Annotated in this window: 9 protein-coding genes, 1 tRNA gene and 1 pseudogene; 7 read left to right on the top strand and 4 right to left on the bottom strand. The window is 73.2% G+C overall.

From position 1 onward, the window contains the following. Nucleotides 1–21 precede the first annotated feature (21 nt). The 4 genes from ACJOT3_RS09120 to ACJOT3_RS09105 all read right to left on the bottom strand — a co-directional run bounded on the left by ACJOT3_RS09120 (nt 22) and on the right by ACJOT3_RS09105 (nt 3062). On the bottom strand, nt 22–1038 hold the full coding sequence (locus ACJOT3_RS09120) for a D-alanine--D-alanine ligase family protein (RefSeq protein ID WP_406970841.1): 1017 nt from the start codon (nt 1036–1038) through the stop codon (nt 22–24). After that, entirely contained in the window at nt 1035–2177 is a 1143-nt protein-coding gene (gene alr / locus ACJOT3_RS09115; RefSeq protein ID WP_406970839.1) for an alanine racemase, read from the bottom strand. The genes ACJOT3_RS09120 and alr overlap by 4 nt, the downstream gene beginning before the upstream one ends. Then, nucleotides 2174–2785, bottom strand: coding sequence for a M15 family metallopeptidase (locus ACJOT3_RS09110; protein ID WP_406970837.1), 612 nt, complete (start codon nt 2783–2785; stop codon nt 2174–2176). The genes alr and ACJOT3_RS09110 overlap by 4 nt, the downstream gene beginning before the upstream one ends. 192 nt (nt 2786–2977) lie before the next feature. Then, a tRNA-Leu gene (locus ACJOT3_RS09105) sits at nt 2978–3062 on the bottom strand. A 143-nt stretch (nt 3063–3205) separates the two neighbouring features. On the opposite strand from ACJOT3_RS09105, the gene ACJOT3_RS09100 reads away from it, so the two are divergent. The 7 genes and pseudogenes from ACJOT3_RS09100 to ACJOT3_RS09070 all read left to right on the top strand — a co-directional run. Next, nucleotides 3206–4528 (top strand): M20/M25/M40 family metallo-hydrolase, encoded by a 1323-nt coding sequence (locus ACJOT3_RS09100; RefSeq protein WP_406970835.1) that lies wholly within the window; start codon nt 3206–3208, stop codon nt 4526–4528. Nucleotides 4529–4778: 250 nt separating this feature from the next. Then, the gene (locus ACJOT3_RS09095) at nt 4779–5771 is read left to right on the top strand and encodes a hypothetical protein (RefSeq protein ID WP_406970833.1); all 993 of its coding nucleotides are present in this window, start codon (nt 4779–4781) and stop codon (nt 5769–5771) included. Between the two features lie 161 nt (nt 5772–5932). Then, nucleotides 5933–6574: a chaplin family protein gene (locus ACJOT3_RS09090; protein ID WP_406970831.1), complete on the top strand. Its 642-nt coding sequence runs from the start codon at nt 5933–5935 to the stop codon at nt 6572–6574. A gap of 335 nt (nt 6575–6909) precedes the next feature. After that, nucleotides 6910–8193 (top strand): hypothetical protein, encoded by a 1284-nt coding sequence (locus ACJOT3_RS09085; RefSeq protein ID WP_406970829.1) that lies wholly within the window; start codon nt 6910–6912, stop codon nt 8191–8193. Nucleotides 8194–8840: 647 nt separating this feature from the next. Further along, entirely contained in the window at nt 8841–11654 is a 2814-nt protein-coding gene (gene topA / locus ACJOT3_RS09080) for a type I DNA topoisomerase (RefSeq protein WP_406970827.1), read from the top strand. 296 nt (nt 11655–11950) lie between these two features. Then, entirely contained in the window at nt 11951–14056 is a 2106-nt protein-coding gene (tmk, locus tag ACJOT3_RS09075; protein WP_406970825.1) for a dTMP kinase, read from the top strand. A 149-nt stretch (nt 14057–14205) separates the two neighbouring features. Next, nucleotides 14206–14352: pseudogene (locus ACJOT3_RS09070) on the top strand (DNA polymerase III subunit delta'); the annotation flags it as partial.

The raw sequence follows: 14352 nt of genomic DNA, 5'->3' as shown, positions 1-14352 counted from the left end.
GAACACGTCCCCGGTCAGCGGTCACGCGGCCGTGCCCCGGGCCGTGCCCTGGGCGGAGGCCCCGCTCAGCGCGGCTTCGAGCCACGTCTCCAGCAGGGCGCGGTACCCCCAGCCCTGCGCCCCGAACATCTTCGGCACCTGCGACCGGTCGGTCATCCCGGGCATGGTGTTGACCTCGTTCAGCACGGGACCGTCCTGGGTCAGGAAGAAGTCCACCCGGGCCAGGCCCCGGCAGCCCAGGGCCCGGTAGACCCGTTCGGTCGCCTCCCGCAACGCCGTGTGCTCGTCGGCCCCCATCGCGGGGGAGAGCACGAACCGTGCGGACCCGTCGTACTTGGTGGCCGTGTCGAAGAGCCCGTCGTCGAGGACGATCTCCAGCGGAGTGCTGATCAGCAGCTCACCGCCGGGGAGTTCGGCGACGGCCAGGTCGATCTCACGGCCGGTGACGACCTCCTCGACCAGGACGCGCTCGTCCAGCTCCAGTGCCTGCTCCAGCGCCGGACGCAGCCCGGCGGCGTCACGCACCAGCGACACGCCGTGGCTCGAACCGGCGGCGACCGGCTTGACCACGACCGGGCGGTCGAAGCCCAGGGAGTCCAGATCCGCGCGGGTGACCAACCGGCCCGGCGCGGTCGCGACACCGACGGCCCCGGCGACGAGCTTGGTCACCCACTTGTCCATCCCGAGGGCGCCGGCGCGCAGCGGCGAACCCGCGTACGGCACACCGGCCAGGTCGCAGAGCGCGGCCAGGGCGCCGTCCTCGCCGCGGGGACCGTGCACGACCGGCAGAACGGCGTCGCAGCCGGCCAGGACGCCCACCGCCCCGGCCAGGCTCTCGGCGACCGACGGACCCAGCGCGGAGCCGCCCGGGCCCGACCAGAGCCCGTCCCGGTGGATGGTCAGCGGGACCACCTCGTACCGGCCCCCGTCCAGGGCGGCGGCGACCGAGGCGGCGGAGGCCAGGGAGACCTCGTGCTCGCTGTTCTGGCCGCCGCCGATGACGGCGACCCTGAGCGGGGTGTTCACGGGAGGGTTCACAGTGTGGTCCTTAGCAGTCGCGGCCCCAGGCCGGTGACGATCTCGTGCGGGATGGTGTCGCTCCAACGGGCCCAGTCCTCGACGGTGGGCTCTCCTTCGTGGCCGGGTCCGAAGACCACGGCGCCCGTTCCCGGGTGCACCGGGTCCGCGCCGAGGTCGACGACCGCCTGGTCCATGGAGATCCGTCCGCGCAGTCTGCGGCGGCGTCCCCCCACCAGGACCTCGGCGCGCCCGGAGGCGACCCGGGGCAGGCCGTCGGCGTAACCGATCGGTATCAGGCCGAGGCGGGTCGGCCGGTCGGTGACGTCGGAGTGCCCGTAACCGATGCCGGTTCCGGCCGGGACCTCGCGGACCTGGACCACCGGGGCGGTGAGCCGCAGCGCGGGGTTCAGGGCCGTGGTCCCCGAAGGGTCGATGCCGACCAGTCCGGCGCCCACCCGCACGAGGTCCAGGTGGGTGCTCCCGTCGGTCAGGGCGGCGGCGGTCGCCGCCAGGTGCCGGAGCCCCGGCCGCAGTCCCGCCGCTCTGGCGAGGGCGAAGCCGCGCAGCAGCGCCCGGCGGCCCGACCGTGTGGTGGGGTCGCCGGGCCGGTCGGCGCACGGCAGGTGCCCCATGACGCCGACGACCTCGACCAGGTCGGCGCGTTCGGCGTCGCGGGCACGGGCGAAGAGCCGCGGCCAGTCGTCCGGTGGGGCTCCGTCGCGCGCCATGCCGGTGTCGAGGTGCAGGTGGACCCGCACCCGCCGACCGGCCCGGGCGGCACCGGCCACCACACGGTTCAGGTGTTCGAGACTCGGAACCGCCAGGTCGACGCGGTGCCGCGCGGCCGCGGGGGCGTCGAGGTCGACGGGGTTGAGCCAGCTCAGGACCGGTGCGCCGATCCCGGCCCGGCGCAGTACCAGGGCCTCGTCCAGCGAGGTCACCCCCAGCCATCGAGCGCCGTGGGCGAGCGCGGTGCGGGCCACCTCGACCGAGCCGTGGCCGAAACCGTCGGCCTTCACCACGGCCATGAGGTCCGCGTCCGTGCGCCGGGCGAAGAGCCGCGTGTTGGCCGCCACGGCGGCGGTGTCGATCTCCAGGAGCGGGCGCGTCGCGGTCTCCGGTGCCGCGGGGCCGGGCAGGACCATCGCGGCGGTCACGCGGCCACCGGGTTCTCGACCGGCCCGAACAGGGCGTGCGGTGCGCCGGTCGTCAACGCCCAGTAGCGGTCGCCGTAGGACCAGTGCCACCACTCGGTCGGATAGTTCACCAACCCCTCGCGGACCAGGGCGTAGGCGAGAAGCGTCCGGTTCGCCCGCGCCCGTTCGCCGACGTCCGCGTCGAACCGGCAGGCGCCCGCGCTCTCCTCGGGAGTGGCGTCGACCGGCGACCCCATGGGCAGTTCGCGGCCGTGCGCGTCGACGAGTGTGAGGTCGACGGCGGCCCCGGCCACGTGCGGGGCGACCTCGATCGGGGACACGAACCGGCTCGACAGCCGGCGCACCTCGTGGTCGTCCGCGTCCGGATGGCTCTCGCGCACCTGCGCGGTGTACCGGTCGATGATCTCCATCTGGTCGGCGGGGCTGCGGTAGCCCTCGATGAGTTTCAGGCCGACGCCCTCGGGCAGGTTCCGGCGGGCCCGGACGAGCCGCTCGGCCAGGGGGCGCCTCACCAGGACCCGGGGTGCGAACCCGACCGCGACCAGGTCGCTGCCGTCGTCGAGCACCGGGACGCCGGCGACTCGGGGATCGGAGAGGAGAATCGTCATGGCCACGACACTAGGAACGCGCGGTGCGGCGGACCTCCACCTGAGGTACCGGCCGCACCGCCTCAGGTACCGGTGTGGTCGGCCCCGAAGTACTCGGTGAACGCCTCGGCGACCGCCCGCGCCGCGGGCGGGACCCATCGGACGCGATGGTGGACCACATGAAAAAAGGCCCTGCGAGCAGGGCCTTCGTTGTGTCCGAGGGGGGACTTGAACCCCCACAGCCTTAACGGCCACTAGCACCTCAAGCTAGCGCGTCTACCTATTCCGCCACCCGGACCGGTGGTATCGGGCGGCAGTGCCGCCTGACAGGTCAACAATAGCAAAGCCCGGGAGTGCCCCGAACCGCTTTTCGGAGCGGGGGTGATCATGACAGGGTCGGGGGCGACGAGCACGACAGACACGGTGGAACGGGAGCGTCCGATGACACGGGAATCCGAGGGCTTGAGCGCGGCCGAGGTCGAAGTCGTCGACCTGTGCCGGGAGCTCATCGCCTTCGACACCTCCAACTACGGCGACCACTCCGGGCCGGGCGAGCGCAAGGCGGCGGAGTACGTGGCGGGCCGGCTGGACGAGGTCGGGGTCGAGTCGACCATCTATGAGAAGCACCCCGGGCGCAGCAGTGTCGTGGCCCGGATCGAGGGCGTCGACTCCAGCCGTCCCCCGCTGCTCATCCACGGCCACCTGGACGTGGTGCCGGCCGCGGCGGAGGACTGGACGCACCACCCCTTCGCGGGGGAGATCGCGGACGGCTGCGTGTGGGGCCGCGGCGCGGTCGACATGAAGAACATGAACGCGATGGTCCTGGCGATGCTGCGCCAGCGGCTGCGGGAGGGGCGGCGCCCGCCGCGCGACATCGTGCTGGCCTTCCTCGCCGACGAGGAGGCGGGCGGCACCTGGGGCGCCCAGTACCTGGTGGACGAGCACCCCGACCTGTTCGCGGACTGCGACGCCGCCATCAGCGAGGTCGGCGGCTTCTCCTTCACGGTCCGGGAGAACCGGCGGCTCTACCTCATCGAGACCGCCGAGAAGGGCATCGCCTGGATGAAGCTGACCGCGCGCGGCACCGCCGGGCACGGTTCGATGGTCAACCGGGACAACGCGGTCACCGAGCTGGCGGCGGCGGTGGCCCGGCTGGGGGAGCACGAGTTCCCCGTGCACCTGACCCCCACGGTGCGCACGTTCCTGGAGGAGATCTGCGAGGAGTTCCGGATCCCCTTCGACGAGAACGACCTGGACGCGACGGTGGCCCGGCTGGGCCCGATCGCCCGGATGATCGGGGCGACCCTGCGCAACACCCTCAACCCGACGGTGCTGGGCGGCGGCTACAAGGCGAACGTCATCCCCGGCGAGGCGACCGCCCAGGTGGACGGGCGTTTCCTGCCCGGCACCGAGGACGACTACTTCGCCACGATCGACCGGCTGCTCGGCCCCAAGGTGAGCCGCGAGTTCATCCACCACCTGCCCGCGGTGGAGACCCCCTTCGAGGACGGGCTGGTGAACGCCATGTCGGCGGCCCTGCTGGCGGAGGACCCCGGCGCCAAGGCCGTCCCCTACTGCCTGTCGGGCGGGACGGACGCCAAGAGCTTCTCCCGGCTGGGGGTGCGCAACTTCGGGTTCGCGCCGCTCAGGCTCCCCCCGGAGCTGGACTTCGCCGGCATGTTCCACGGTGTGGACGAGCGGGTGCCGATCGACGGGCTGCGGTTCGGGGTGCGGGTGTTGGACCGGTTCATCGAGATGAGCTGACCCGAGGCCGGGAGATCCGGCATCGGGATGGGATGGTCCGCCCCTACCTGCGGTGATTCGTCCCCCGGCCGCGTCGGGAACTTCTCGGCGCGGCCCCCTTGTTCGCGTGCGTCGTCACAGAACGTGATGCTACGGTGTCTGTGAGTTCAAGGATGACGGGCCGGGCACGTTCGCCGTGCACCCGCCCCATCCGATCCGCGCGGCGCCGCCGCACGGGACCGTCCAGCAGTCAGGAAACGAGGGGGCATCCATGGTGCTCACGGGCCGGGAGTGGTCGGTGTCGACCGACCGTGCCGCCCGTGGCGACCGTGCCCTCTGCCGCCTGCTGCTCCTGTCCGGCATCGTGGCCGTCGCGTGGTTGGCCGGGGTGGGTGTCGCCCATGGCGAGACCGGCCCCGGCGGGCTCGTCGACCGGGTCCTGGGATCCGAGGGCGTTGTCGAGGAGGTCGGCCGCTCGGCCGGCGAGGAGGTCCGGGTCACCGGCACCGCCGCCAGGGCCGCCACCGGCACCCTGACCGGCACCGTCGTCCCCCAGGCCGCCGCACTCCCGGAGGCCGTCCTCGACGAGACCGGCGTCTCCGGCGCCCTGGAGGGCACCTCCACCGGGCGCGTCGTGGAGGACACCGCCCGCACCGTGGACGGCACCGCCCAGGGGGCGGGCCGGCTGGTCGACTCCGTCGCCACCACCGGGCGCGAGGTGGTGGAGACCGCCGACACCGCCCTGCGCGACGGCGACCTGATGGGCGGCGTCACCGGACTCACCGAGTCCACCGGCGCCCTGGACGCCCTCGACGGCACCGTCACCGCGACGATGCCCGTCGACCTGCCGCTGCTCGGCGGCCCCGACACCCCCGCCGCGGTGGCACGCCCCGCGGTGGACCGGGCGGTCGGCTCCGCCGAAGCGGCCGAGCGGGCGGGCCGCGGCGCCCGCACCGCGCCCGGGTTCGACCTGTTCGCACCCGTCGGCGGACCCCGTGAGGCGTTCGCCGCCGCCGGTACCGCCGACGCGGCCGACACCGACCCGGGTGAGCGCATCCGCCTCATCGCGGGCGGCGCCCACGGCCCGAGCGGGGCCGACGCCACCGGTGCGTCCGCACCGTCGTTCCCCACGCCCGGCGCAGCCGGGTTCCTGATGCCCCGGGCCGCCCACCTGGCCCCGCGGGTGCAGCGGGTCGCCCTTCCCGGCGACCCCACCCTCGTCGTGCGCGATGCCGCCGACGACCCCTCTTTCTCTCCCGACTAGCCGCGCCTTCACCCACCGCGGTCGGTCCGGTGTGCCCTGCGCGCCCTTTCCCACCCGCTGACTTCTCGAAGGCGCCCCCCGCTCGGGTCCCTTTTCCCGGAAGTCGGAACGACCGCGGTCCACGCAGCAATCACGACCTTCTTCGCTGACAAGGACACGCGATGACCCATCGGACCCACGCCCGGATCGCGGCACTGACCGCCGCCGGACTCCTGTCCCTGGCCCCGGCCGGGACCACCATGGCCGACACCTCCACCAGCGGCAACGGCTCGATCGCCGGAGGGAACCAGATCAACGCCGACGTCGACGCCCCGGTCAACGTCTGCGGCAACTCCCTGGCGATCCTCGGCGTCGCGGGCGCCCAGTGCGCCGACGGGGACGCCAAGACCGGCGGCAAGGACAAGGACAAGGGCCACCCCGGCTACCCCGGCTACTCGCCGGAGCCGTCGGAGAGCCCCTCCGAGGGACCGTCGGAAGGGCCGTCCGAAGGCCCCTCCGAGGGACCGTCCGAGGGGCCGTCCGAAGGTCCGTCGGAAGGCCCGTCCGAGGGGCCGTCCGAGGGCCCCTCCGAGGGACCGTCGGAAGGCCCGTCCGAGGGTCCCTCCGAGGGACCGGAGGAGGGGGAGAGCCCCGGTGAGGAGCCGTCCGACTCCAGCACCGCCGGCGAGCGCCCGGCCGACGCCTCCAGCCGGCTCCCGCTGACCGGCTCCGCCGGCCTGCCCGGCCTGGTCGTCGCAGCGATCGCGGCCGCGATCGCCGGGGTCGGCCTGGTCATCGCGAGCCGCCGCCGCTCCCGGTCCTGACCGCACGGCTTCCCGGGCCGCCCCAGCGGCCCGGGGGTTGACGCGAGTCCCGTAGCACCGGCCGAGGCCATGTGCGCGGGGTTCACGTCAGCCGCCGCCCCACCAGGGCGGAGCTGACCGACGGGGCGCGCGCGTCCGTCCGCATCCGGCGGACGGGACGGCGACGCAGCCCTTGAGTACCGACCGACACGCGCCGTCCAGGTGCGGAGCCGGAAGGACGATCCCCGGCCTTGGCCGAAGGCCCGTACCCCACCCAGGGGTGTGGAACGGCCTGTGGCCCGAGCACACACCTTCTCATCAGCACGTTTCTCGAATCCTCGAAAGGAACTTCCCACATGTCTAAGTGGGTCAGGACCTCCGCGAAGTCCGTCCTGCTGGCCGCGGGCTTCGTCGCCCTGGGCAGCGGCGTGGCCTTCGCCGACACCGACGCCGCCACCAGCGGCAACGGCTCCATCCTCGGCGGCAACCAGGCCGTGGCCAACGCCGACGTCCCGGTCAACGTGTCCGGCAACGCGGTCGGCGCCGTCCTGGGCGTCGCCGGGGCCTCCACCACCGACAGCGACGCCGCCGTGGTGGACCACCACCACAACGAGGTCGCCACCTCCGGCAACGGCTCGGTCCTGGGCGGCAACCAGCTCGTGGTCGACGGGGACGTCCCCGTCAACGTGACCGGCAACGCGATCGGCGCCGTGGGCGGCATCGCCGGCGCCTCCAGCACCGACTCCGACTCGACCGTCAAGCACAGCGGCCACGGCGGGCACGACCCCGAGGTCGCGACCTCCGGCAACGGCTCCCTGGTCGGCGGCAACCAGATCGTCGGCGACCTGGACGTGCCCGTCAACGTGTCCGGCAACGCGATCGGCGCCCTGGGCGGCGTCGCGGGCGCGGCGGCCACCGACGCGGACGCCATCGTGCGCGACGGCCACGGCGGCGGGCGCGAGCACTACTCCGCGGTGACCGACGTCACCCCGGTCGACCTGGTGGGCGAGGCCGCCCGCAACGTCAGCCTGCTGCCGGACACCTCCGGCGTGGACGCCGGCGTCCTGCGCCAGTCCGCCCCGGTCCGCGAGCACCAGTCGATCGCCACCTCCGGCAACGGCTCGGTCCTGGGCGGCAACCAGCTGGTCGGCCACCTGGACGTCCCCGTCAACGTGACGGGCAACGCCATCGGCGCCGTCGGCGGCGTCGCGGGAGCGGCCTCCACGGACAGCGACGCCGTCGTCAAGGAGGCGCACGAGGACATCGCGACCTCGGGCAACGGCTCCGTCCTGGGCGGCAACCAGGCCGTCCTGCACGGTGACGTGCCCGTGAACGTCTCCGGCAACGCCGTCGGCGCGGTCGCCGGCCTGGCGGGCGCGAGCTCCACGGACAGCGACGCGGTCGTCGTGCACCAGAGCGCCACCGAGCACCAGTCCGGCGCCCTGGACGTGCTGCCCGCGGTCCAGCAGCTGCCCGAGCTGCCCGTCTCCGAGACGCTGCCCGTCGAGTACACCGTCACCGAGACCGCCCAGCAGGCGGTCGCCGAGCACGCGCCGGAGCAGGCCGCCGCGCTGCCCGCGCCCGCCGCGCCGGTGGACCCGGTCGGCCAGCTGCTCGGCGCCGTGGGCGTGGGCCTGTAACGACGCGAACGGGGGAGGGGGGACCGGGCCCGTTCCCTCGCCGGTGGTGCGGGGCATCTCGTTCCGTTTGGAACGCGGTGGACTGCGAGGTGCCGAACACCACAGGCGGGGAGCAGGCCGGGGCCTTCGGAGCCCGGAGCGGCACGTGCAGGGTGCCGCGTGCGTCGTTCGAGTACGAGACGGATCGCCTCCGCGCGCCCGTTCCGTGAGGAACGCGGTGGACTGCGGGCGGGTGGGGGTGTCCGTCGTCGGCTCGGAACCGCAGTCGAGTCCTCCCGGGAATATCCGGGAGGACTCGCCGCTTTGTGGGGGGTATGGGCACCCGGCCCCCCAGAAAGTGTGATGGAAGTCACTTTCGAGGCTCGTTCCGGGTGATCGTCGGAGTCGGAGACGGCTCCGGAGCCCGCGCCTCCGGTCCACGGGCTGAGCGGTACGGGCCGGTAGCGGTGCGGCGAGCGCTTATTCTGCGGTTGCCGGTGGGTGATGAGCCCGCTCTCCGCGGTCGCGGCCCCGTGAACACGGGAGTCCCTCCGCCCGCCCACCGACGGGGGAACGCCAGGGGTTTCGGTTACCGTCGGTTTCCACGGGAGCCGAGGGACCGCGGCCGACAGACCACGCAGAGGCTAGACGTAGACGTAGGGGAACACGTGCCACCCACCAAGGGCAGCGCCGGCAAGAACGGCTCGCAGGACAACGGACGACAGGGCTCGGGGACCGCCCTCGTCATCGTCGAGTCGCCCGCCAAGGCCAAGACCATCGCGGGCTATCTGGGCCGCGGTTACGTCGTGGAGTCCAGCATCGGACACATCCGCGACCTGCCCACCAAGGCCGCGGAGATCCCCGCCAAGTACAAGGGGCAGCCCTGGGCGCGCCTGGGCGTCGACGTCGACGGAGACTTCGAGCCCCTCTACGTCGTCAACGCCGACAAGAAGTCCCACGTGCGCAAGCTCAAGGAGCTCATGGCCGACGCCGACGAACTCCTGCTCGCCACCGATGAGGACCGCGAGGGCGAGGCCATCGCCTGGCACCTGCTCGAAGAGCTCAAGCCCAAGATCCCGGTGCGCCGCATGGTGTTCAACGAGATCACCAAGGAGGCCATCCAGCACGCCGCGGGCCACACCCGCGACCTCAACACGCGGCTGGTCAACGCCCAGGAGACCCGGCGCATCCTCGACCGCCTCTACGGCTACGAGGTCTCCCCCGTGCTGTGGAAGAAGGTCATGCCCAGGCTCTCCGCGGGCCGGGTGCAGTCCGTGGCCACCCGCCTGGTGGTCGAGCGCGAGCGCGAGCGGATGGCGTTCACCCCCGCCGAGTACTGGGACCTCAAGGCCCTCTTCGACGCCTCCGGCGCGGGCATCCCCGCAGGCGACCCCACCGAGTTCCCGGCCACCCTGGTCTCGGTCGACGGCACCCGCATCGCCGTGGGCCGCGACTTCACCGCCCAGGGCACCGTGCGCTCGGACCGCACCGTCCGCCAGCTCGACGAGGCGGCCGCACGCGGCCTGGCCGAGCGGCTGTCCGCCGCCGCCTTCGGCGTGTCCTCGGTGGAGCGCAAGCCCTACCGCCGCTCGCCGTACGCGCCGTTCCGCACCACCACCCTCCAGCAGGAGGCCTCGCGCAAGCTGGGGCTGTCGGCCAAGCAGACCATGCAGGTCGCCCAGCGGCTCTACGAGAACGGCTACATCACCTACATGCGCACCGACAGCACCACGCTGTCGGACAGCGCGGTGCGCGCCGCACGCTCCCAGGTGCAGCGCCTGTACGGCGCCGACTACCTGCCGGAGAAGCCCCGCGTCTACGCCAAGAAGGTCAAGAACGCCCAGGAGGCGCACGAGGCCATCCGCCCGGCCGGCGACGAGTTCCGCACCCCCGCCCAGACCGGGCTGAGCGGCCCCGAGTTCCGCCTCTACGAGCTGATCTGGAAGCGCACCGTCGCCTCCCAGATGAAGGACGCCGTCGGCGAGTCCGTCACCGTCAAGGTGCAGGGCACCTCCTCGGCCGGCGAGGTCGCCGAGTTCAGCGCCACCGGCAAGATCATCACCTTCCACGGGTTCCTCAAGGCCTACGTGGAGGGCGCCGACGACCCGGCCGCCGACCTCGACGACCGCGAGCGGCGGCTGCCCGCGGTGTCCGAGGGCGACCCGCTCACCGCCCGCGACCTGACCGCCGAGGGGCACAGCACCCGGCCGCCCGCCCGCTACACCGAGGCCACGCTGGTCAAGGAGCTGGAGGAGCGGGAGATCGGCCGCCCCTCCACCTACGCCTCGATCATCGGCACCATCCTGGACCGCGGCTACGTGTTCAAGAAGGGCACCGCCCTGGTGCCGTCCTTCCTGGCGTTCGCCGTGGTGCAGCTGCTGGAGCGGCACTTCGGCAACCTGGTGGACTACGAGTTCACCGCCCGCCTGGAGGACGTGCTCGACTCCATCGCCCGCGGCGAGGCCGAGAGCCTGCCGTGGCTGCGCCGGTTCTACTTCGGCGGCGACACCCCCGAGGGGGACCGGGAGACCGGCCTGAAGGAGCTGGTCGGCGACCACCTCGCCGACATCGACCCCAAGGAGATCAGCTCCCTGCCGGTGCCGGGCACCGACGACATCGTGCTCCGGGTCGGCCGCTACGGCCCCTACCTGGACCGCGAGGGCGTCCGCGTCAACGTGCCCGAGGACCTGGCGCCCGACGAGCTGACCCCGGAGAAGGCCGAGGAGCTGTTCGCCCAGCCCAGCGGCGACCGCGAGCTGGGCACCGACCCCGAGACCGGGCACGTCGTCGTGGCCAAGTCCGGGCGCTTCGGCCCCTACGTCACCGAGATCATCGAGGAGCCGGAGGACAACGGGGGCAAGAAGGCCAAGGCCGTCAAGCCGCGCACCTCCTCGCTGCTCAAGTCGATGACCCTGGACACCGTCACCCTCGACGACGCGGTCAGGCTGCTCTCGCTGCCGCGCGTGGTCGGCGAGATCGACGGCGACGAGGTCACCGCCCAGAACGGCCGCTACGGCCCCTACATCAAGAAGGGCACCGACAGCCGCTCCCTCGCCTCCGAGGAGCAGATGTTCACGGTCACCCTCGAAGAGGCCAAGGAGCTGTTCGCCCAGCCCAAGCAGCGCGGCCGCCGGGCCGCCGCCCCGCCGCTGCGCGAACTGGGCAAGGACCCGGTGTCGGGCGTCGTCATGCTGATCAAGGACGGCCGGTTCGGCCCCTACGTCACCGACGGGGAGGTCAACGCCTCGCTGCGCAAGGGCGACGAGGTGGAGTCCATCACCGACGAGCGCGCCGCCGAGCTGCTGGCCGAGCGCCGGGCCAAGGCGCCCGCCAAGAAGCCCGCGGCCAAGAAGGCGCCGGCGAAGAAGACGGCAGCCAAGAAGACCACGACGGCGAAGAAGACCACCACCGCCGCCAAGAAGGCGCCGGCCAAGAAGACGGGCACGCCCCGCACGACGGCCAAGGCCGCCGACGAGGCCTGATCGGATTCATTGGGAACGGGCCGCCCCGGATCGGACCACGTCCGACCGGGGCGGCCCGCGCCGTGCGACAGGTGTCGTGCGGCATGCGTCGTGTGACACGGGGTGTCCGGGTCGGTACGATCTCCCCGTTCACTCCGGGGCCCGCTGGACCCCTGTTCGGAGATGATCTTCCGTACTACGCTGGGCGTGGCCGACGGGGACACTGAAACGCAAGTGAACCTGTGCCGATCCACCGGATTCCTCAGCGGACGACGGCCCACTCTTCCCTTCCCCCTCACCGAATAACCTTGAACGCTATGAGCAGAGCTGCATCCCAGGGAGCGCCGTCCGAGGCGCACAATGTCCTCGCGATCACTCCCTTCCGAAGGCTGTGGATCTCGCTCGTGCTGTCCGGACTGGGTGATTGGCTGAGCCTGCTGGCTCTGGTCTCCCTGGCCGCGATCTTCACGTTCGACGCCCCGGCCCTGGTCCGGTACCTGGCCATCGCCGGTGTCCTGGCCGTCAAACTCGCACCCTCCGTCCTGTTGAGCCCCCTCGTCGGCGCGCTCGTGGACCGGCTGGACCGCCGCTGGACCATGGTCGGGGGCGACGTCCTGCGGGGCCTGCTCTACGTCTCGGTCCCCGTGGTGGGCCTGCTGGCCCCCGGGTTCGCCCTGCCGTGGCTGTTCATCGCCGCGCTGCTCGCCGAGATCGTCGAGCTGCTGTGGACCGGCGCCCGCGACTCCGCGATCCCCAACCTGGTGCCCCGCAAGCTGCTGGGCCAGGCCGACCGCCTGGTGCTGTTCACCTCCTACGGCACCGCCCCGGTCGCCGCCCTGCTGTTCGCGGCCCTGGCCTCGGTCAGCAACGTGCTCGGCGTCCTGGTGCCCTCGCTCGCCTCCCCCGAGGCGGACATCGCGCTCTACCTCAACGGCCTGCTCTTCCTGGCCGCCGCCGGGCTGATCGCCGGACTCCAGATCCCCGGCCACCGGCCCGCCAAGGACACCCAGAGCGCCACCCGCGACGCCCGCATCCTGCCGTCCGTCGTGCGGGGCCTGCGCGGCTCCGGCGACCCGGTGCTGCTGCGCGGGCTGTCCCTGGGCCTGATCGCCACGGTCGTCGCGGTGGGCGCCGTCATCGGCGTCGGCCGCCTGCACGTCGAGGGCCTGGAGGCGGGCAACGCCGGGTTCGGCATGCTGTTCGCCGCCGTCCTGGGCGGCCTGGGCCTGGGCGCCGTCGCCGGGCCCCGCATCCTCAAGCTGCTCAGCCGCCGCCGGCTCTTCGGGCTCACCGCGGTCCTCGCGGCGGTCCTGCTGCTGTTCGCCGGCGCCGTCGGCGACATGGTCCTGGCCGCCGTCCTGGCCCTGGCCCTGGGCGTCGCCGCGGGCATGGCCTGGGCGACCGCCCTGGGCGTGGTCACCCGCGAGGTCGAGGAGGAGCACCGCACCGCGGTGCACGCCCACCTCAACGGCGCGGCCCGCCTGACCCTGGTGGTGACGGCGGTGCTCGCCCCCGTCGCCGCCGGGCTCGTCGGCGACCACGCGCTGCCGATCGGCCCGCTCGCCTACGACCTGCGCGGCAGCGCCGTCGTGCTGATGGCGGTCGCCCTGCTGGGCGTGGCCGCCGCGGTGGTCGCCCACCGCCAGGTCACCCGCGACGACCCCGAGGCCGGCCCGGGCCTGCTCCCGGAGCTGTTCGCGGCGCTGCGCGGCGTGGAGATCACCGAGCCGGTCGACGAGGACGAGCGCCCCTCCGGCGCGTTCATCGTCGTCGAGGGCGGCGAGGGCGCGGGCAAGTCCACCCAGGTCCGCGAACTCACCGTGTGGCTGCGCGACCAGGGCTTCGAGGTCGTCAGCACCCGCCAGCCCGGCGCCACCAAGCTCGGCATGCGGCTGCGCGCCCTGCTGCTGGACCGGGAGAGCTCCCACATCACCCCGCGCGCCGAGGTGCTGCTGTACGCCGCCGACAAGGCCGACCACGTCCAACAGGAGATCCTGCCCGCGCTCAAGCGCGGCGCCGTGGTCATCAGCGACCGCTACACCGACTCGCTGCTCGCCTACCAGGGCACCGGCCGCGACCTGGCGGTGTCGGACATCGAGGACATCAGCACGTGGGCGGTGCAGGGGCTGGTCCCCGACCTGACCGTGCTGCTGGACGTGCGCCCCGAGGAGGGGCTGTCCCGGCTGGGCGGCCCGGCCGACCGCATCGAGTCGGAGTCCGTGGAGTTCCACGAGCGGGTCCGCAAGGGCTTCCTCGACCTGGCCCGCCGGGACCCGGACCGCTACCTGGTCCTGGACTCCCGCGAGCCCCGCGAGAAGGTCACCCGCGAGATCCAGAAGCGGGTGCGGGCCCTGCTGCCCGACCCGGTCCCGAGCAGCGCCGAGGCCGTCACCGGGATGATCCCGGTCATCAGGAACGACTGATCCGCCGCGGCGGAACGGGGCCCGGGGGCATGCGCCCCCGGGCCCCTTCGCTTCCCCGGCTTCGGGGAGGCCCTGTGGACAACGCCCCGAGCGTCGCCCCCGGCTTTTATCCTGGAGCCCTGACAGGACGTTCTTCGGGGGGGTGGAGTGTGACGGTCTTCGACGACCTGGTCGGTCAGCGGACCGCGGTGGGCCACCTGCGGCGGGCGGTGGCCGGTGCCGCCGACCTCGTCGCCGGGGGAGCGGGCGCGGGCATGACCCACGCCTGGCTGGTCACCGGCCCGCCCGGCTCGGGG

This window comes from Nocardiopsis protaetiae (genome assembly GCF_045446735.1).
Classification (GTDB): Bacteria; Actinomycetota; Actinomycetes; order Streptosporangiales; family Streptosporangiaceae; genus Nocardiopsis; species Nocardiopsis protaetiae.
Note: the sequence above shows the minus strand (reverse complement) of the source record. Positions and strands in the feature narration are given on the sequence as shown.

Bases quoted from the DNA above. Each gene is read 5' to 3' on its own strand.
- ACJOT3_RS09110 (WP_406970837.1), bottom strand. From the start codon at position 2,785: ATGACGATTCTCCTCTCCGATCCCCGAGTCGCCGGCGTCCCGGTGCTC.
- ACJOT3_RS09090 (WP_406970831.1), top strand. From the start codon at position 5,933: ATGACCCATCGGACCCACGCCCGGATCGCGGCACTGACCGCCGCCGGA.
- tmk (WP_406970825.1), top strand. From the start codon at position 11,951: ATGAGCAGAGCTGCATCCCAGGGAGCGCCGTCCGAGGCGCACAATGTC.
- ACJOT3_RS09085 (WP_406970829.1), top strand. From the start codon at position 6,910: ATGTCTAAGTGGGTCAGGACCTCCGCGAAGTCCGTCCTGCTGGCCGCG.
- ACJOT3_RS09095 (WP_406970833.1), top strand. From the start codon at position 4,779: ATGGTGCTCACGGGCCGGGAGTGGTCGGTGTCGACCGACCGTGCCGCC.
- ACJOT3_RS09100 (WP_406970835.1), top strand. From the start codon at position 3,206: ATGACACGGGAATCCGAGGGCTTGAGCGCGGCCGAGGTCGAAGTCGTC.